The sequence below is a fragment of the Pseudoxanthomonas sp. LjRoot204_2 genome (genome assembly GCF_056175765.1).
In genome coordinates, this window is the sequence record NZ_JBGFFG010000011.1 from 1 (window position 1) to 19,936 (window position 19,936).

Genomic DNA, 19,936 nt, shown 5'->3' on the forward strand with positions numbered 1-19,936 from the left:
TCTCCAGGCTGGCGCGGAACGTGCCCACCACCTCGATGCGGTCGAGTTCGGTAGGGGCAGGCGTTGTGGTGACCGACGTGTCCTGCGACTGCGCGAAGGCAGGCGTGTGCAGGGCGACGGCGATCGAGAACGCGAGTGCGGTAACCGGTGTCTTCCGGCGATTCTGATAGTGGTTCATGACATCCCCCTCCCAAGGGCGGCCCGTGGCGTATCGATAGGTCGCCGGGCTGCGGCGACGTGGAATTCCCCAATCATTCCAGTGCGGCGCATGCAGAATGACACCGCTGGTCAAGGACGCTATCAGAGAGTGCGCCGCAACAACAAGTAGTTGATTCGAATGGGAAAATGTCCCGAGACAATGGTGTTGTCAACGGGCGGCCCCCTCATCGGAAGCGCCCGGTCACAGACACAAAAAAAGCCCGGCCGGGAGAGGCGGCCGGGCTTCAGGTGCGCCCCGTGGGGGAGGTGCGGGACCGTCAATGCATCAGAACTTGTATCGCAGGCCCAGCAGGTACTGGCGGCCGGTTTCGCTGTAGTCCAGCGGGAGCTGGCCACCCGAGTTCGCCACCCACGACTCCTGCGGTTCGTCGGTCAGGTTGATGCCTTCCAGGCTCAGTTCCAGCTTGTCGTTGATCTTCCAGCGCACGGACGCGTCGACCGTGGTGGTGCCGGTCTGCCCGTGCACGTCGAAGCCGGCTTCGGTGGCCGGGACCTGCAGCAGGAAGTCGTCGCGATTCGTCGCCGAGACACGACCGGAGAAGCGTTCGCCTTCGTAGTAGAGCGTCGCGTTCCACGCGTGCTTGGACAGGCCGGTCAGATCGGTCTTGAACGAGTTGGCACCGGTCGACGTCAGGTACTGGATCTGCGAATCGACGTAGGTGTAGTTCAACTGCACGCCGAGATTGCCGAACTTGCCCGGCAGGAAAGTGAAGGGCTGTGTGTAGTTGGCTTCGAAACCGGTCAGTTCGCCGCCCGGGGTGTTGAGCGGAACACTGAAGACGAAGTCGTCGTTGACACCGGCGCCGGTGCCGTCCAACAGGCTGGCGGGCAGGCCGCTCGACGAGTACGGCTGCACGACGCGCGTGGTCTGGATGAAGCTCTCGATGTCCTTGTAGAACAACCCCAGGCCCAGCATCGCGCCTTCGTTGAAATACCACTCGAAACCGAGATCGACCGTCTTGGCGCGGATGGGATCCAGGTTCGGATTGCCGCCGCTGACGGTGCGCGCACCGCCGCTGACGTTGACGGTCACGCCCGGCGTCAGGCTGCCCAGGCCGGGACGCGTCATCACCTTGGCGGCGCCCAGCCGGATCAGGAAGTCAGGCGTGATCTCGGCCACCAGGTTCATCGACGGCAGGGTGTCGCTGTACTCGCGAGAGACCGTCGTGGCGACCGGCGTGCCGCTGGCCGTCGCGATGCCCGTGGAAGACTGCTTGGTACGCACGTAACGCACGCCGACGTTGCCGGACACCGGAATCGCGCCAAGATCGGCGGAGAATTCGCCCATCAGGTAGACACCACGATCTTTCTCCTCGACGCTGCGCGTGTTCACCGCGCGCTCGTTGAGGGTGAACGGACCGGTATTGCTGTAGATGTCGTAGAAGTCGGCGATGCCCTGGTAGTCGGGGATCACCCACGTGCCCGGCAATCCGCTCACGCCGCTCAGGCTGGCCTGTTCGGTCAGGTCGGCCGGCACGATGCGGGTGCCGTCGGTGAACATCGGCACGCCGGTCAGTGCTTCCGTCGAACGACGCAGTTCGCGCGTGGAGAAGCTGTAGTCCTTGGCCTGCACGCCGCCCTTCAGGCGGAAGCCCGCGCTGATGTTCCAGTTGAAATCCAGCTGGGCGACGTCGAAATCGTTCTCGACGTACTGCGGACGGATGCGGATCTCGGCCAGGGTCCAGCCGTTGGGGTCGGTCGGGCTGATGCCGTAGTCGATCACCGGCTTGTACGGATTGCCACGATAGTCGTAGCTGTAATTGTCGACGTTCAACTTGTCCATGATGATGGTCGTCTGGATCGGATTCTCGTGTTCCGATTTCGACGTGCCCAGCTTCCCGGAGATCTTGAAGTTGTCCGTGAACTCGTGCTCGCCTTCCAGTCCCAGCTGCGTGAAGACCGTGTTCCACTCGTCGTGGCGGCTCTCGGAGCGGATGTCCACGTCGTCGAACAGGCCGTAGACCAGTGCGCCGTTCTCGATCGCGCCTTCGCGCACGATGGTCTGCGGCTTGCCGCCCTGCGAGGCGCCGCGGCTGAACGAGATGGCTTCGATGTATTTCTCGTCGCGCACCGCATCGATCTTCGAATACAGCGCATCGAAGGCGAACTGGGTGCGGTCGGTCGGCTTGAACTGCAGCGATGCCGTCACGCCGGTGCGCTTCTGGTCGTGCTCCATCAGCGTGTAGCGGGGAAAGCGCGGATGGTAGGTGTTGGCGGCAAGGGCCGGCGTGTAGGGCGAGGCGGGATTGAAGCCGTTGTTGCTGGTGCCGCCGGCCCAGCGTCCGCTGCCGCTGCCCTCTTCCAGTGCCTGCCGCTCGGAGTAGGCGACCGACAGCAGTGCGCCGAACTTGCCGTCGGCCCAGGTATTGGCGATCAGGCCCGCCAGGCGCGGGTCGGTCGTGCTGCCCATGTCGGCATAGCTGGCCTGGCCGCTGGCGACCAGCGTGAACCCGTCGTAGTCGAACGGGCGCGCGGTGCGCAGGTCGACGGTGGCGCCGAGCGAGCCTTCTTCCACATCCGCCTGTGCGGTCTTGCGCACGATCAGCTGCGAAAACAGGTCGGAGGCGAACACGTTGAAGTCGAAACCGCGTCCGCGGTTGGAGCCGCCGTTCTGGTCGGTGGAACCGACCGTGGTCAATGCCTCCATGCCGTTGATGCGCACGCGGGTGAAGTCGGGGCCCAGGCCGCGCACCGAGATGTTGCGGCCCTCGCCGGCATCGCGGGTGATGACCACGCCGGGGATGCGCTGCAGCGATTCGGCCAGGTTGAGATCCGGGAACTTGCCGATGTCCTCGGCGACGATCGCATCGACCACGCCGGCTTCGCCGCGCTTGATGTCGAGGGCTTTCTCGACGCTGGCGCGATACCCGGTGACGCTGACGGTGTCGAGGGTGTCGACGCTCTCGGCAGGCGCGGACTGACCGGAGTCGGCCGATTGCGCGGTCTCCTGGGCATGCGCCGCCGCACTCATCTGCAACGCCAGGCCGATCGAGACGGCAAGCAAGGTAACCGGTGTCTTCCGGTTCTGGTGACTAACTGGCATGTTCTCCCCTCCTCAAGGGACCATGGCCGCGTGGAGCGACTGTTTTGATGGCAAAAACTGCGGTTTATTCCCTTACGAATCCTGCCAGCTGGTAAAATGACACCGCTGGTCAAAAACAACGCTAACAGAGTGTGCGCTGCAACAACAACTGCCGTCTCCGCGCGTTTTTCCTTGTCCCGTGGACAAGTCGCGGATGACAGGCGAGGCTGGTGCGCCACCATCACGGGAGGAGTGGGGTCATGGGCAAGATCGTCTGTTTCGGGGAGCTGTTGCTGCGACTGGGCGCGCCTGGCCGCCAGGCATTGCTGCAGTCGCCGGTGCTCGACGTGCACATCGGTGGCGCGGAGGCGAACGTCGCGGTCTCGCTTGCGCGCTTCGGCCACGACGCGCGCATGGTCGGTCTGGTCGCGGATAACGCACTGGGTGAGGCCGCGCTGGGCGAGCTGCGCCGGCACCGCGTCGACACGCGCGCCGTGCAGCAGGTCGCAGGACGCATGGGCCTGTATTTCCTGACGACGGGTGCGATCCAGCGACCGAGCGAAGTGCTCTACGACCGCGCCGATTCGGCCTTCGCGCGCGCAGGTGGCGGCACGCACGACTGGCCTGCGCTGCTGTCGGGTGCGGACTGGCTGCATGTCTCCGGCGTCACGCCTGCGCTTGGCCAGCAGGCGGCGGACGGCGTCCGCGTGGCGGTCGACGCCGCGCGCGCCGCGGGTGTGAACGTGTCGTTCGACGGCAACTTCCGGCCCAAGCTCTGGGACGCGTGGGGGGGCGATGCACCGACGATCCTGCGCGGCCTGATGTCCGGGGCCGACATCCTGTTCGCCAGTCATCGCGACCTGGAGGTCGTCCTCGGCCTAGACTTCCCGCAGGCGACGCCGCAGGAACGCTTCGCGGCCGGAGCCGCTGCGGCCTTCAAGGCGTTCCCGCACCTCCGGCAGATGGCGGCGACGATCCGCGTGCAACGCAGCGTGGACCATCACGCGCTGTCCGGCATCACGGCCCTGCGCGACGGCAGCCTGCTGACGACGCCGTCCTACGAAGTGACTCCCATCGTGGATCGCATCGGCACCGGCGATGCGTTCGCGGCCGGCGTCCTGCACGGCGGCCTTGCCGGCATGGCGCCCGCCGACGCATTGCACTTCGGTGTGGCGGCGGCATGCCTGAAGCACTCGCTGCCGGGCGACTTCAATCTCGTCGCCGCGAACGACGTACAGGCATTCCTCGGCGAGAACAGCCTGGACGTCAAACGCTGATCACGTTCGGCCGCAAGGGAATGTTGCGTTGCCGCATTCCCGGACGCAGCAAAAACTATCGTTTGAAGATGCTGGCGCGGGCTTTGCTGGTGGCGCGATTCCAGCAGACTGCGCGCCATGATGAGCGCCGTCCATGCGTAGCAAACTGTTCGTGCCCGGCAGTCGCCCGATGCTGTTCGCCAAGGCGTTGGCCGGCGACGCAGACCTCCTGTCCTTCGACCTCGAGGATGCCGTCGCGGGCGAAGACAAGGCGGCGGCGCGCACGCAGGTCGCTGCCTTCCTGCAGCCGGCACCGCACCGTGCCGCGCGCAAGCAGGTGGTCGTACGGGTGAACGCCTGGAGTTCGTCGGCGTGGGCGGACGACCTGCGCGCGATCCTGCCGCTGGACATCGACCTGCTCAACCTGCCGAAGATCGAGTCGGTGGAACAGCTCCGTCAGGCGATCAGTGAAGTCGAGTCGGTCGAAGCGCGCCTCGGCGTCCGCAGGGCCGTCGGGCTGCTGGTGAACATCGAAACCCCCCGCGCGCTGCGCCATGCGGTCAAGATCGCGCAGGCCCATCCGCGCGTCCGCGGCCTGCAACTTGGGCTTGGCGATCTGTTCGAGCCCCACGGCATCCGCCGCAGCGACCTGCGCAACGTGCACGCCGCGCAGTACGCCCTGCGCATGGCCGCGGCGGAAGCGGGAGCGTTCGCTTACGACGCCGCGTTCCCTGGCCTGGAAGACGAAGCCGGCTTCCGCGCCGAAGCCGACGCGGCGCGCGCACTCGGGTTCGCGGGCAAGAGTTGCGTGCATCCGCGCCAGGTGGCGTGGGCCAACGCGGCGTTCGCGCCGTCCGTCGAGGAAGTCGACGCGGCGCGTCGCACGGTTGCCGCCGCAGAGGGGAGTGCGGGTGTCTACGCGGTGGACGGCCGCATGGTGGATGCCCCGTTCCTCGCGCGCGCGCGCGCCGTCCTCGCCGCTGCCGGACGGGAGCGCGCATGACGGTCGTTTCGCGGGTCCGCGGCCGCTTCGGTCGGGTGTCGCTGCACAGGTATCTGGCGATGGTGGGCATTGCCGTGCTGGTCGCATGCGGCGTGTTGCCGGGCCATGCGCGCGGCGAAAGCCTCACGCGTCTTTCGGAGGGGTCGCTTCCTGTACCGCCCGCGAGTGCGCGTGCCCTGCACAGCGCCGGTGACGACCTGCTGGCCTTCGGCGACACCGCTGCGTGGCGGTGGGAGAAGACCGGAGCACGCTGGCAGGCGATCGGACTGAAGGGGCCGGCCCCCGTCGATCATTGGCGGAATGCGGCGCCGGGGCGTCTCTACCTGCTGCAATCGGATATCAACGGCTCGCGGATCGCCGGGATCGCAACAGCGACCCTCGTGCGCGGACAGCTGTCCGTGCAGCCATTGCCGGCGTTTCCGCAACCCCTCGAGCAGGTCCAGCTTGCGGCGGATTCCGCGAATGTCTACGCGGCCGGTCGCGACGACGCGGGCACGGCGCGCGTATGGCGGCGCGCGGTCGATGCCTCGGCCGCCACCGCGTGGCAGGCGCTGCCTGCGCTTCCGTCGGGCGYGCCCCTCAACTCGCTTGTCGCGCAACGCGGCGAACTGATCGCCACCACGCGCGGCGCAGGCGAGGATGCCCAGTGGCGCTGGTCGTCCGAAAACGGCTGGCAATCATTGCCGCCCGTTCCCGGTGCGCTTGCCGGCGAAGGCACGGCGCGCGCGCTCGGACAGGCCCACGTGCTGTATCTGCTCAAGCCATTCGCCGGTTCCACCGCCTCGCGGCTCGCGACCTTCCATACTATCACCCGCGCCTGGACCGACATTCCCGGGTCCACGGCCGCGCTCTCGCCCCGTGTCACGGCCTGGGGCGACGGACTGGTCGGCTGGGACGCCGGCGCCAGCGCGCTGCGGACGACCTCGATCACCGGCGGCACCTACCTGCTCAAGTGGCTGGACTGGCTGGTCATCGTCGTGTATCTCGCAGCGATGGTCGGCATCGGCCTGTACTTCTACCTGCGGGAGAAACGCGCATCCACGGCGGATTTCTTCGTCGGCGGCCGCAGCATCCCGTTCTGGGCGGCCGGCGTCAGCCTGTACGCCACCAACACCAGTTCCATCAGTTTCATCGCGATTCCGGCGAAGGCGTTCGAAACGAACTGGCAGTACCTGACCAACAACCTGATCGCGGTCGTCGGCCTGATGTTCGTCGCCATCTGGATCGTGCCGCTGCTGCGCCGCCTCGACCTGATGTCGGTGTTCTCCTACTTGGAGAAGCGTTTCCATCCCGCCATCCGGATGCTCGCCAGCGCCCTGTGCATCGCGATGCAGATCGGCAGCCGCATGAGCGTGATCCTGTTCCTGCCCGCGCTCGCGATCGCCACGATCACCGGCCTGGACGTGGTGTGGAGCATCCTCATCATGGGCGTGTTCACCATCATTTACACCACGCTGGGCGGCATGAAGGCGGTCATCTGGACCGACTTCGTGCAGGTGTTCGTGATGTTCGGCGGCGCGATCTTCGCCATCGGATTCATCATCTACCACCTCAACGGCGGCGTGCCCGAGTTCCTCCAGGTGGCGATGGCGGAGAACAAGACGCAGCTGTTCGATTTCAGTTTCGACCTCACCAAGGCGACCGTCTGGGGCTTCATCTTCCTGGTGGTGTTCGACGTGGTGCTGACGTTCCCGAAAGACCAGGTGCTGATGCAGCGCGTGCTGTCCACGAAGTCCGACAAGGAGGCGGGGCGTTCGATATGGACGTTCGCCGCCATCATGATTCCCGGCGGCTTCTTCTTCTATGCGATCGGCACGGCGCTGTACGTGTACTACCAGTCCCATCCCGAGCGCATGAATCCGCTGCTGCCCATCGACGCGACATTCCCGCTGTTCATCGCGGCAGAACTGCCGATGGGCGTCACCGGCCTGATCATCGCCGGCATCTTCGCCGCCGCCATGTCCACGCTGTCCAGCATCATCAACAGCGTCTCGACGCTGGCCTCCGTGGATTTCTACGAGAAGCTGGCGAAGAACCCGACCCCGAAGAAGAGCGTGCTGTTCGCGGAGATCATGGGCGTGCTGGTGGGCCTGGTGGGCATCGGCATCGCGCTGGTGCTCTCGCGCTACGACATCCACTCCCTGTTCGACGTCTCGATCGAACTGGCAGGTCTGCTGGGGGGCGGCTTCGCCGGGGCGTACACGCTGGGGATGTTCACGCGGCGCGCCAACGCACAGGGCGTTGCCATCGGCATCGCCGGGGCCATCGTGCTGACCCTGCTTATCTGGTCGATGGATCTCGTGCATCCGTACTTCTACCTGGGCATCTCGATCCTGCTGTGCATCGTCATCGGCTACGCGGCCAGCTGGCTGTTCCCGCCACCGGCGCAATCGCTGCAGGGCCTGACGATCCACCGGCAGGATGCCGTGAACACGGCCGGCTGAGCGCATGGGCCATAGGTCCCATCGTCGGCGCGCCACGCCTCGTGTAGCCTGACGGCAGCAGGGGGAGGCGCGTGGATACCCAGTTCCTGAACACGTTCGTGGTGGTGGCCGACCGCGGTTCGATGGCGGCCGCGGCGCGCGTGCTGAACATCACCCCCGCCGCGGTGGCGCAGCAGATCCGCACGCTCGAGCGGGAACTGGGCGCGCCTTTGATCGCGCGCGCGGGGCGCACCGTCAGCCTGACCGAAGAGGGCGCGCGCATCCTGCAGCGGGCACGCGACCTGCTCCGCGACGTATCGGACATGCGCAGTGTGGCCAACGACAGCGACGTGTCGGGCGAACTGCGCCTGGGCGCGTGCCCGACCGCGCTGGCCGGCATGCTGCCCGACATCCTGGCGCGCATGGTCGATGCATTCCCGCAGATCAACGTCTACATCCGGCCGGCGTACTCGGCCGAGCTCTATCGCGCGGTGGAGGCGGGCGAACTGGACGCGGCGCTGGTGCTGCAGGCGCCGTACAGCCTGCCCAAGACCTGCGACTGGCAGCTGCTGCGCGAAGAGCCGCTGGTGATGATCGCGCCGGCGCGGATGGCGGGACGCGACCCGCACGACCTGCTGCRCAGCGAACCGCTGATCCGCTACGACCGCAACCAGTGGGGCGGGCGCGTGGCGGACGAATACCTGCATGCCGCCGGGATCGTGCCGCGCGAGCGGTTCGAACTGAACGGGCTCAACGCCATTGCGGTGATGGTGGACCGCGGCCTGGGTGTGTCGCTGGTACCCGACTGGGCACGTCCTTGGCCGGAGGGGCTGGACCTGGTGCGCATTCCGCTGCCGCTGCCCAGCGAGCCACGCCGGATCGGCATGGTGTGGTCGCGCTCCTCGGTGCGCATCCGCCTGGTCACCGTACTGCTGCAGGAGAGTCGTGCCGCCACCGGCCATGCCTGAGCCGCGATGTTGCAGTGCACGCTACAAAAACTAGCCTGTGAACATATCGGCGGACGATTCTTCCGTGACCGGTGTCGCCTTACGCTGCCGCCATCGTCGGGTTCACGCGTCTGGGAGGAACGCGGGGCACGCCGGCCGCCAACGCGGTCTTCGCATACACATCTCTAGTCCGGAACGTGCCGCCCGCTGCGCGACCGTGCCGTCCACCGAAGCATTCCGAGAGCACACCATGAAACAGGTACCCGCCGCGTTCGGCGTTTTCCTGCTGGCCGCCGCCGTCAGCGCCAGCGTCAAGGCCCAACAGAACACTCCGCTGCCGCCGCAGGACGCGACGACCGAAGAACGGGCGAAGGATGCCGTCGACCTGGATCAGGTGATCGTGACCGGCGTGCGTGCGCCGAAGTCGATCGACCGCATCCCCGGTGCGGTGTCGCTGGTGTCCAAGGAAGAGGTCAAGCACACGCTTGCGCTGACCGAAGACGCGACGGCGGTGCTGGCACGCACGGTGCCCGGCTATGCGGAATCGTCCCAGGCCATGAGCAATACCGGTGAAACCCTGCGCGGCCGCATCGCGCTGCGCCTGTTCGATGGCGTGCCGCAAGGCTCGCCGTTGCGCGAGGGTGGCCGCAACGCGACGTTCACCGACATGGGCATCGTGGACCGCATCGAGGTCATCAACGGTCCGTCGGCGTCGGAGGGCATCGGTGCCGCGGGTGGCATCATCAACTACATCTCCACGGTGCCGACCAAGGAAGGCAGCGAATTCCGCTTCCTGTCGCGCTATTCCACCCAGTTCAAGGACGACAGCGCCGGCTGGAAACTCGGCCTGAACTATGCGTTCAAGCAGGAGAACCGCGACCTGGTGGTGGGCGTGTCGCGCATCGATCGCGGCATGGCGTACGACGCGGATGGTCGTCGTGTCGGCATGAACACGAGCGGCTCGGTATCGGACTCGGTGGCCCGTAACCTGTTCCTGAAGGGTGGCATCAACTTCGGTGAAGACGGCGTGCAGCGGCTGCAGCTGAGTTACAGCAATTTCAAGATCGAGGGCAACGGCGACTACATCCAGGTCGAGGGCTGCCGCCCCGGCACCTGCCCCAATCCGGTGACCAACACGTCCGAGCGCGGGCAGATCTTCGGCAGCAAGGCGGAGTTCAACGACTTCGAGCAGTTGAATGCGCTGTACACGCACGGAGACTTCCTTGGCGGCAATCTGGTGCTGAATGCGTACTGGGCTGACCAGGCCATGCGTTATCTCCCGGAGAACGGAGACGATCGCMAGTTGGTATGGCCGCTGCCGGTGGGCGCGGAGCGCATCTTCGACCAGTCGGAAATCACCAGCAAGAAGTGGGGTTTCCGTCCGTCGTGGACCCGCTCGTCGCTGTTCGGCGTCGATGGCCTGGAACTCCGCACCGGTGTCGACTATGTCTACGACGAAGCGCAGCAGCGCCTCGCATTGACCAACCGCCTGTGGGTGCCGCCCATGGAATACACCAGCGTCGCGCCCTACGTCCAGCTCAGCTACGACATCGGCCCGGTGACCGTGAGCGGTGGCTTCCGTCGCGAGGACGGTGAGCTGCACGTCGACAGCTACACGACTACGCCCTTCCGCAACAGCGTGTTCGTCGAGGGCGGCGGCGTGGAGTACACCGAGAACCTGGTGAACTTCGGCGCCATCTGGCGTATCGCCGGCGGCTGGTCGGTGTTCGCCTCGTACGGCGAAGGCTTCAGTCTGCCCAACATCGGCATCCCGCTCCGCAACATCAACGTGCCGGGCCAGTCGGTGGACCGGATCCGCGACCTGCAGGCGATCGTCGTCGACAACCGCGAGTACGGTTTCAACTGGCGTGGCGACCGCGGTTCGCTCGGCGGTTCGTACTACGACTCGCGCTCGCCGTTCGGCACCTCGCTGGCGGTCGACCCGGCGACCAACGACTACGTGCTCAACCGCGCCCCGACCCGCATCAAGGGCGTCGAACTGAGCGGCGAATGGCGCTTCAATCCGCAGTGGAAGGTCAACGGTCTTTACTCGCGTATCCGGGGCGAGACCGCGTTCTGGAATGCCGACCTGCTGGGTCGCTATCCCGCAGGCGGGCTCAACAAGCCGATCGGTGTCTCGGACATCAATCCGGACAAGATCGGCGCGTCGGTCAACTGGCGTTTCAACGAACAGGGTGACGTCACCCTCAACGCCACGAAGCTGCTGGATCGCGACCTCACGGGTTCCGATACGCGCGCGTTCGACGGGCAGACCTACTCGTTCCAGGAACACACGCAGGGTTACACGCTGTTCGATCTCAGCGCCAACTACAATTTCGAGAACTATGGTCGCGTGACGCTGGGCATCGAGAACCTGACCAACAAGCAGTACGTGCTCAGCTGGTCGCAGGTGGACTTCTTCAAGAACTACTTCGCCGGTCGCGGTCGCATGTACTCCGTTACCTACGAGTACACGTTCTGATCCACCATCCGCGGATGCCGGTCTTGTCCTTCGCCGCATCCACCCGCGCCGCCCCCTCTCCAGGGCGGCGCGGGCTCTGGATGGTCCTGATACTCTCGCTCGCCGCCTGCGCGACCGCCACCCCGCCGCCGCTCCCGCGTGCGCCGATGGATACGCTGCTCACACAGGACATCGGCAAAGCCGGCTACCTGGGCGCCGTCGCCGTGGTCGCCGATCACGGCGCCGTGGTCTACCGCGGTGCGTTCGGCCATGCCGACCTTCAAGGCCGGCATCCGCTGCGCGAAGACGCGATCTTCCGTATCTATTCCATGACCAAGCCCGTCACCTCGGTGGCGGCATTGATGCTGGTCGAACAGGGCAGGCTGCACCTCGATGCCCCGGTGGCCACCTATCTGCCCGAATTCGCGGGTCTGCAGCGGGTCGCGGGCGGCAGCGTGGAGGCGCCCGCGCTCGTGCCGGTGCAGCGCCCGCTGACCGTGCGGCACCTGCTCACGCACACCGCCGGTTTTGCCACGGGCGGTGACGACATCCGCGTGGCATCCGCCCTGCTGCAGGCGCAGGCGCCGGAAGAAGCCACGGACCTCGCCGGCTATGCCGACCGCGTCGCACGCGCGCCGCTCGCCACCGAGCCGGGCACGCGTTTCCGCTACGACGGCGTCAACACCGAAGTGCTGGCGCGCGTGGTCGAAGTCGCCAGCGGTCAATCGTTCGAGACGTTCCTGCGGACGCGCATCTTCACGCCGCTCGCCCTGCGCGACACCGGTTTCGAAGTGCCGCCGGAGCAACGTGGCCGCATCATGGCGCTGACCACGCGCGATGCCGCAGGCCAGCGCGTCCTGGCCGACACGCCGTCCGCACACGAACCCGGCGTCCGCCTGCGCCCCTACACGAGCGGTGCCGGTGGCCTCTATTCCACCGCCGCCGACTACCTACGCTTCGCGCGGATGCTGGCCGAAGGCGGCACGCTCGAGGGCGTGCGCCTGCTACGCGAAGACACCGTGGCGATGATGATGTCCGACCAGCTCGCGGGCTTCGATCCGCCGGTACCTGCCCCCGAGCCGGGCGAAGGCTTCGGCCTGGGCGGGTATGTCGTCACCGATCCGGCGATCAGTGCGCGTCCCGGATCGCGTGGGCAGTTCGGCTGGTCCGGCGCCGCTTCCACGTACTTCACCATCGACCGCGAGCGCGGGCTGGTGATCCTGCTGCTGTCGCAGCACCTGCCCACCGACGGGGCGCCTCCGTTGCCCAAGCTGGCCACGCCGTTCTATCGCGCGGTCTATTCGGCGGTGTCGCCATGAGTCGCGGTCATGGCGGCGGCGTGCTGGTGGCGGGATCGGCCAATCTCGATTTCGTCGTGCGTGCGGCGCATGTGCCGGCGCCGGGCGAGACCGTATTGGGTCGTGAGTTCGCGACGTTTCCGGGCGGCAAGGGCGCCAACCAGGCCGTCGCCAGTGCGCGTGCCGGCGGTGTGCCGACCCGCATGCTGCTCGCGCTCGGTGACGATCCGTACGCCGTGGTGCTCGAAGCCGCCCTTGCCGACGCCGACGTGTCCACGCACATCGTGCGCGTGCCGGATACCGCCAGCGGCACCGCCTTCATCTGCCTGTCCGACGACGCGGAGAACGCGATCACCGTCGCGCCGGGCGCCAACGCGGGATTGAGGCCGCACCATCTTCCCTCGCTGCGCGGCATCAGCCATCTGCTCCTGCAGCTGGAAACACCGCTGGACAGCGTGGCCAGCTACGCCCGGCTTGCCCGCGAGGCCGGCGTTCGGGTGGTGTTGAATGCCGCACCCGCCACCCCGTTGCCCGCGGGCCTGCTCGACAGCGTCGACGTACTGGTCGTCAACGAAGGCGAACTGGCCACGTTGGCCGGCGAAGGTTCCGTAGCCGCGCAGGCGGCGCGCCTGCCGGTGCCCTGCGTGATCGTGACGCTTGGCGCGCGCGGTTGCTTCGCACGGCGGGGTGGTGAAATCTTCCTGCAGCCCGCGTTCCTGATCGACGCCGTGGATACGACCGCGGCCGGCGATACGTTCTGCGGCGCATTGGCCGCCCGCCTGGCCGAGCATGCCGGGCTGGCGGACGCGCTACGCTTCGCCAGCGCGGCCTCCGCGCTCGCCTGCACCCGRCTGGGCGCGCAGACCAGCATCCCGGCGCGCCCGGAAGTCGAAGCCTGGTTCGCCGGGCATGTCGACGCACCCTCGCAGCAGGCCGCCCTGGCGGCTTACTGCGGCCTTCCCCGCGACTGATCCATCGTCCCGATCCAAGATCTCCCCATGAGCACGCCCACGTCCCCCGATTCCCATGATGCCGCTGGTCACGACGACACGTACGTGGTGAAGACCGAATACAAGTTTTCCCACGTCACCACGCAGCGCTACCTGCCCACGCCGGGCAAGGCGCCGGGCTGGCCGTTCGCCGACATCGGCCAGTGGAAGATCGATGCCAATGCCTCGGCCGACGATTGGGTCGCCGAACTGAAGGACTGGCGGCGCGAGCACCTCACCCGCATCGGCTACGACGACGCCAACTACCGCCGGCCGGAACTGCAGTGGGCCCAGCGCAACTTCGTGCATGCGCAAGTGATGGTCGAGGACCGCTACCTCTACGACCCCGTCGCCGGCCGCTACACCGTCGACCGCTACCTCGATGATCTGGAAGCGCGCTTCGGCGGGCTCGACAGCGTGCTGTTGTGGTGCGTGTATCCCAACATCGGCGTGGACGACCGCAACCAGTTCGACCTGGCACGCAGCCTGCCGGGCGGGCTGGAGGCGCTGCGCGGCGCGATCGACGATTTCCACCGCCGCGGCGTGCGCGTGTTCCTCACCACCATGCCGTGGGACAACGGTACCCGCGACGAAGGCGCGCCGGACTGGCAGGCCATCGCGCAGATCGTCAAGGCGGTGGGAGCCGACGGCATCAACGGCGACACCTACAACGGCGTGCCGCGCGCGTTCTTCGACGCCTGCGATGCGCTGGGCCATCCGGTGGTCGTGCAGCCGGAATCCACGATCAGCGCCGAAGAACACCTGATCTGGAACGTGCAGAGCTGGGGCAAGAAGGCGCCGAACGAGGTCGTGCCGCCGGTGGCGAAGTTCAAGTGGCTGGAACCGCGCCACATGATCAACTACGAGAACCGCTGGGGCCGCGACCGCAACCACGACCTGCAGTACATCTTCTTCAATGGCGTGGGCTACAACGCCTGGGAGAACGTGTGGGGGCTGTGGAACCAACTGACCCCGCGCGACGCCGCTTCACTGCGCCGCATCGCCACGATCTACCGCCGCTTCGCGCCGTTGCTGGTCAGCCTGGACTGGCGCCCGTACGAACGCACGCTGCAGGCCGGCATCTTCGCCAGCCGCTTCCCGGGCGAGGGCCGCACGTTGTGGACGCTGGTCAACCGCCACGAGTACGCGATCGCCGGTGAGCAGCTCGCCGTGCCGCATGTCGACGGCACGCGCTATGTCGACCTGTGGAACGGCACGGCACTGCAGCCGCGCATCATCGACGGCCACGCGATCCTGGAGACGACGCTGGAAGGCCGTGGCTTTGGCGCGCTGCTGGCGTTGCGCGCGGGCGTGGAGGAAGAAGGCCTGGATGCCTTCCTGGCGCAGATGGCGGAGCACGCGGCGACGCCGCTGGCATCTCTGTCCGCACGATGGACCGCACTGCCGCAGGCCTTGCAGCCGGTCGCCGCGACCCCGCCACAGGCCACGGCACCGGACGGYATGGTGACGATTCCTGGCGGCGAGTTCCTGTTCGCCGTGCAGGGCATCGAGATCGAAGGGCAGGTGTGGGAAGGCGTGGACGTGCAGTTCCCGTGGGAACCGACCGCGCGCCGCCACCATCGCCAGCGCATGCAGGTCGCGGCGTTCCACATCGATCGCCACCTGGTGACGAACGAACAGTTCAAGGCCTTCGTCGATGCCACCGGCTATGCGCCACGCGATGCGCTGAATTTCCTCCGCGACTGGCGCGATGGCGTACCGCAGGCGGGCTGGGAGAACAAGCCGGTCACCTGGGTGTCGCTGGAAGATGCGCGTGCCTATGCCGCCTGGGCGGGCAAGCGCCTGCCACACGGCTGGGAATGGCAGTACGCCGCACAGGGAACGGACGGTCGCCTGTATCCGTGGGGCGATGCCTGGCGAGACGATGCCGCGCCACCGGTGTTCCGCGGCCGCGTGCTGCCGCCACCGGCCGATGTCGGTGCGTTTCCCGCCGGCGCCAGTCCGTTCGGCGTGATGGACCTGGTGGGCCATGTCTGGCAGTGGACGGATGAATTCCACGACGAGCACACGCGCGCAGCCATCGTGCGCGGCGGCAGCGACTACGAGCCGCGCACCTCACACTGGTACTTCCCCCAGGCCAAGCGACTGGACCAGCACGGCAAGCTGCTGTTGATGGCGCCGGGCAAGGACCGATCCGGCCGCATCGGTTTCCGTTGCGTGGTGGATGCCGCATGACGACGACGGCCTCCACTGCGTCGTCGGTCGTGCTTGGCGGCGTCCTCGGCGCAGCCCTCGAGGCCAACCTGCGTGGCCGCCTCTCGCACTTCATCACCGCGCCGGACAGTCCTGCGATCGCGCTGTTCTCGCCCGAGCACCGCGCGCGCAACACCGAGGGCGACTGGTACGGCGAGCATGCCGGCAAATGGCTGTCGGCCGCCGCCCGTGCCTACGGGCGCAGCGGCGATGCGACGCTGGGCGCGCACCTGCGCGCGGTCGCCGACTACCTGCTCTCCGTGCAGGAAGCCGACGGCTACCTGGGTACCTACGCGGAAGAGCGCCGCTTCATCCATCCGCAGCCGCCGAAGCCGCCCAGCTGGGACGGCGCGCCCGCGCTGCGCACCTGGGACATCTGGGTGCACGCCTACCTGATCCTCGGCCTGGTCGAGACGGCGCGCGCCCTGCAGGACCCGCGCTATACGCAAGCCGCCGCGCGCATCGCCGACCTGTGCGCGCAGGCGCTGGCGTCCGGCATCGACATCACCACGCTGGGCAACCACCACGGCATGTCGGCCACGGTGCTGATGGATGCCGCGCTGGAGTTGCATGCCGAAACCGCGGAGCCGCGCTTCCTCGCGCTCGCCCAGCGCGTGCTGGAGCAGGCGAACTCGCATCCGGCGCTGCGCCTGCTGCCCGCGCTCGAGGCCGGTGCCGATGCGTCCGAGATCGCCACCGGCAAGGCCTACCAGCTGCTCTGGAACCTGGTCGCGCTGGTGAAGCTATGCCGCGCCACCGGTGACGCCGCCCTGCGCGACACGCTGGAGCGCATCTGGCAGAACGTCCGCGAGCACCACCTGACCCTGGGCGGCGGGCCATGGGGCGGCGTCGCCCATCGCTCGCGGGAAGTGTTCAATGCACGCGGCAGCTTCAGCCCGAACGCCTACGTGGAAACCTGCTCGCTGCTGTCGTGGATCCAGTTCAACCGCGAGCTGCTGCAGCTCACCGGTGAGGCGCGTTTCGCCGAAGAGATCGAGCGCACCGCGTACAACGACCTGCTCGGCGCGCAGGCGCCGGATGGCGAGGACTGGTGTTACTACTCGTTCCCGAACGGGCGGCGCGTGCACACCACCTACTGGCGCTGCTGCAAGTCCAGCGGCGCGATGGCGGTGGAGGAACTGCCGTCACTGGCGTATGCCGTGGACGGCGACACCGTCCGCGTGCAGCTTTACGGGCCCGGCGAAGCGCGCCTGGCCCATCCGCAGGCCGGGACGGTGGTGCTGCGCCAGCACACCGGGTATCCGTTCGACGGCGACGTGTCGCTGGACGTGCAGCCCCAGCGCGACGCGACGTTCGACCTGCAGCTGCGCATTCCATCCTGGGCCGAGGGCGCCACGGTGTCGGTCAATGGCGAGCCCGTGGAGGCCGCGGTCGTGCCCGGTGCTTTCCTCGTCCTGCGCCGCCTGTGGCGTTCCGACGACCACGTGCAACTGGCGTTCCCGCTGCGGCCGACGCTGCACCGGCAGGTGCTGCGCAACGTGCAGGAATCCCGCGCGCCGGACGGCTCGGCGGTCCACCAGCAGGTGCTGGACYTKCATTACGTCGGGCTCACGCGCGGCCCGCTGGCCTACGCCACCGACCTGATCGACGGTTTCAAGACCGAAGAGACCGTCCGTCTGCCCGACGGACCGCAGGACGACTGGCTGCAGGTGCTGCCGGTGACCGACGCCGAGGAGGGCGCGGCCATTTCGCTGCAGCCCGCGAGCCGGCCGCCGCTGCTGTTCTGGCCGTACTACCGCGCCGGTGGGCGACACGACGGCGCCTGGCGCCTGACCTGGCTGGCGCTGCCGCCGCCATGACCGTCCGCGCGCTCGCAAGAATTTGTGGCAGCAGAAACTACGGCCGCTGGCTGTATCGCGCCCGCGCCGTGGCACAGACTGGCCATCGCCGTTGCGGCGGCGGCTGAAGGAGCCCTCTTCCATGGACAATCCGTCTCCCTTCCGTTCGCGCCTGCGCACGGGCCCCGCCGGTCCGCTGAGCGGAGTGAAGGTGCTTGACCTCAGCGCCTACATCGCCGGCCCGTACGGCTGCAYGCTGCTGGCCGACCWGGGCGCCGACGTGATCAAGGTCGAGCCGCCCGATGGCGACAACCTGCGCCAGTACCCGTCCACCCTGGAGCGCGAGAGCCGCGCCTTCCTCGGCGTGAACCGCAGCAAGCAGGGCATCGCGCTCGATCTCAAGCAGCCGGCCGACCACGCCGCGTTGCTGCGCCTGGTACGCGAGGCCGACGTGCTGGTGCACAACTTCMGKCCCASCGTGCCGMMGCGGCTGGGCATCGATTTCGACAGCCTGACGGTGATCAACCCGCGGCTGATCTACTGCGCGGTGACCGGCTACGGCGAAACCGGGCCGATGAAGGACAAGGCCGGCTACGACCAGGTGCTGCAGACGATGACCGGCATGTGCACGTTGCAGGGCAAGCGCGGCGRKSCGCCSGARATCATCTAYGGCTCGGTGGTGGACTAYTACGCGGCSGCGCTGCTCGCCGCCGGCGTGTCGTCGGCGCTGTACGAACGCGAACGCAGCGGGCGCGGGCAGTTCGTCGGCGTGTCGTTGTTGCGCAGTGCGCTGACCATGCAGTCGGCCCGGATGATCTGGGCCGAAGGCGAAGCGCTCGACATCGGCCGCGACATGCGCTCCGGCGGCGTCACCGGCATCCATCCGGCGCGCGAAGGCTATCTCTATCTCTCCGCCAACACGCCGCGCTTCTGGAAGGCGCTGTGCCGGCTGACCGGCCTGGACGCCTTGGCCGACGATCCGCGCTACGACAGCGTGCGCAAGCGCGCCGCGCAGGCCGCGGAGATCGTCCCGCAGCTGCACGACGCGCTGCAGGCGCGCACCGCGACGGAGTGGGAAGCGCACTTCGGCGACGAAGTGCCCTGTGCTGCGGCGCGACGCGTCGAAGACATGTTCGAGCATCCGCAGGTACTGGCCGAAGACATGGTGGCCGAGATCGCGCATCCGGTCGTCGGCAGCTACCGCGGCGTCACCCGGCCCATCGCGTTCGGGCGTACGCCGGGTCCGGCACCGTTCGCCGCGCCGGTGTTCGACCAGGATGCGGAGCACGTGCTCGGCACATCATCGCCGCAGGCACGCAACGCCGGCTAAGGCAGGGCGCGCGGCTTTACGCCGAATTTACGGCAGTGCGCGGGAAGCGCATGGCGGCTTTACGCGGGGCAGGACCAGACTTTCGCGGTCGGCGGAACGTCTTCCGCCTGGATCGCATTCATGTCCTTCATCTCCTCCGCTTCGCGCCGGCGCATGCCTGCGTTCGTCGTTTCTTCCGTCGCCGCTGGCCTGCTGCTGGCCATGGCGTCCACCGCGCAGGCCGCGACCTTCAACGGCTCCGGTGCGCTCACCACCGATTACGTCTGGCGCGGCACCACCCAGACGCAGGGCGACCCGGCCGTGCAGGCCGGCTTCAAGGCTACGGCTGACAGCGGCCTGTATGGCGCGGTGTGGGGCTCGAACATCGAGTTCGCACCGGAAACAAAGGCCAGCAGTGAAATCGACGTCACCCTCGGCTGGGGCGGCACCCTGTCCGACGACTGGGCGCTCGATGTCAACCTGACCCACTACCGCTATCCGTCCACCACCGTCGACCTCAACTGGACCGAGGCCATCGGTACGCTGACCTGGAAGCAGAACTACTGGGCGCAGCTGGGCTACTCCCCCGAAGCGCTCGCGACGGATGAAGCCGGCACCTACGCACAGCTCGGCGCCAGGTTCCCCCTGAGCGAACAGGTGCGCCTGGAAGCCGCCGCCGGCTATTACTGGCTGGACGACGCCTACGACGACAGCTACGCGCATGCGCAGCTGGGTGCGGTGTGGGCGTTCAAGGCGCCGTTCGAACTGCGCGTCACCGCGCACGCCACCGACAACAGCGCGAAGACGCTGTTCCCCGGCCTGGCCGGTTCGCGCGTGGAAGCGGCGCTGCAGGCCGCGTTCTGAGCATCGCCATGGCCACCGACTTCCTCCACCTGTCGTTGTCGCTCGTCGGCATCCTCGCCGGCGCCGGTCTGATGTTCCTGTTGATCACGCGGCGCGAACGCGCGCCGATGGATGACTCCCATGACTGAATTC

General features: G+C 67.6%; 12 protein-coding genes. 11 read left to right on the forward strand and 1 reads right to left on the reverse strand.

All coding sequences use genetic code 11. The features are described from left to right. Positions 1-484: 484 nt before the first annotated feature. Positions 485-3,262, reverse strand: coding sequence for a TonB-dependent receptor (locus AC04L7_RS01095; RefSeq protein ID WP_435996682.1), 2,778 nt, complete (start codon positions 3,260-3,262; stop codon positions 485-487). Positions 3,263-3,501: 239 nt separating this feature from the next. On the opposite strand from AC04L7_RS01095, the gene AC04L7_RS01100 reads away from it, so the two are divergent. The 11 genes from AC04L7_RS01100 to AC04L7_RS01150 all read left to right on the forward strand — a co-directional run bounded on the left by AC04L7_RS01100 (position 3,502) and on the right by AC04L7_RS01150 (position 19,804). After that, a complete protein-coding gene (locus AC04L7_RS01100; RefSeq protein WP_435996683.1) occupies positions 3,502-4,518 on the forward strand; it encodes a sugar kinase in 1,017 nt (338 codons plus the stop codon). A 133-nt stretch (positions 4,519-4,651) separates the two neighbouring features. Beyond that, positions 4,652-5,500, forward strand: a complete 849-nt coding sequence (locus tag AC04L7_RS01105; protein WP_435996684.1) for an HpcH/HpaI aldolase/citrate lyase family protein — start codon at positions 4,652-4,654, stop codon at positions 5,498-5,500. Next, complete coding sequence (locus AC04L7_RS01110) at positions 5,497-7,944, forward strand: sodium:solute symporter family protein (protein ID WP_475512395.1); 2,448 nt, start codon at positions 5,497-5,499, stop codon at positions 7,942-7,944. The genes AC04L7_RS01105 and AC04L7_RS01110 overlap by 4 nt, the downstream gene beginning before the upstream one ends. A gap of 71 nt (positions 7,945-8,015) precedes the next feature. After that, entirely contained in the window at positions 8,016-8,891 is an 876-nt protein-coding gene (locus tag AC04L7_RS01115; RefSeq protein WP_475512396.1) for a LysR family transcriptional regulator, read from the forward strand. A 229-nt stretch (positions 8,892-9,120) separates the two neighbouring features. Further along, positions 9,121-11,352 carry a TonB-dependent receptor gene (locus tag AC04L7_RS01120; RefSeq protein WP_475512397.1) on the forward strand — a complete coding sequence of 744 codons (2,232 nt, stop codon included), beginning with the start codon at positions 9,121-9,123 and terminating at the stop codon, positions 11,350-11,352. A 146-nt stretch (positions 11,353-11,498) separates the two neighbouring features. Continuing rightward, on the forward strand, positions 11,499-12,650 hold the full coding sequence (locus AC04L7_RS01125; RefSeq protein WP_435996686.1) for a serine hydrolase domain-containing protein: 1,152 nt from the start codon (positions 11,499-11,501) through the stop codon (positions 12,648-12,650). Further along, entirely contained in the window at positions 12,647-13,600 is a 954-nt protein-coding gene (locus tag AC04L7_RS01130) for a ribokinase (RefSeq protein WP_435996688.1), read from the forward strand. Before AC04L7_RS01125 ends, AC04L7_RS01130 begins: the two co-directional genes overlap by 4 nt. A gap of 27 nt (positions 13,601-13,627) precedes the next feature. After that, the gene (locus AC04L7_RS01135; protein ID WP_435996690.1) at positions 13,628-15,814 is read left to right on the forward strand and encodes a formylglycine-generating enzyme family protein; all 2,187 of its coding nucleotides are present in this window, start codon (positions 13,628-13,630) and stop codon (positions 15,812-15,814) included. Then, the gene (locus tag AC04L7_RS01140; RefSeq protein WP_475512398.1) at positions 15,811-17,652 is read left to right on the forward strand and encodes a glycoside hydrolase family 127 protein; all 1,842 of its coding nucleotides are present in this window, start codon (positions 15,811-15,813) and stop codon (positions 17,650-17,652) included. The genes AC04L7_RS01135 and AC04L7_RS01140 overlap by 4 nt, the downstream gene beginning before the upstream one ends. 121 nt (positions 17,653-17,773) lie before the next feature. Further along, positions 17,774-18,961, forward strand: a complete 1,188-nt coding sequence (locus AC04L7_RS01145) for a CaiB/BaiF CoA transferase family protein (protein WP_475512399.1) — start codon at positions 17,774-17,776, stop codon at positions 18,959-18,961. 120 nt (positions 18,962-19,081) lie between these two features. Continuing rightward, the gene (locus tag AC04L7_RS01150; RefSeq protein WP_435996696.1) at positions 19,082-19,804 is read left to right on the forward strand and encodes a TorF family putative porin; all 723 of its coding nucleotides are present in this window, start codon (positions 19,082-19,084) and stop codon (positions 19,802-19,804) included. Positions 19,805-19,936 lie beyond the last annotated feature (132 nt).

Coding starts and splice junctions, on each gene's coding strand:
- AC04L7_RS01095 (WP_435996682.1), bottom strand. CDS start 3,262: ATGCCAGTTAGTCACCAGAACCGGAAGACACCGGTTACCTTGCTTGCC.
- AC04L7_RS01100 (WP_435996683.1), top strand. CDS start 3,502: ATGGGCAAGATCGTCTGTTTCGGGGAGCTGTTGCTGCGACTGGGCGCG.
- AC04L7_RS01105 (WP_435996684.1), top strand. CDS start 4,652: ATGCGTAGCAAACTGTTCGTGCCCGGCAGTCGCCCGATGCTGTTCGCC.
- AC04L7_RS01125 (WP_435996686.1), top strand. CDS start 11,499: ATGGATACGCTGCTCACACAGGACATCGGCAAAGCCGGCTACCTGGGC.
- AC04L7_RS01150 (WP_435996696.1), top strand. CDS start 19,082: ATGTCCTTCATCTCCTCCGCTTCGCGCCGGCGCATGCCTGCGTTCGTC.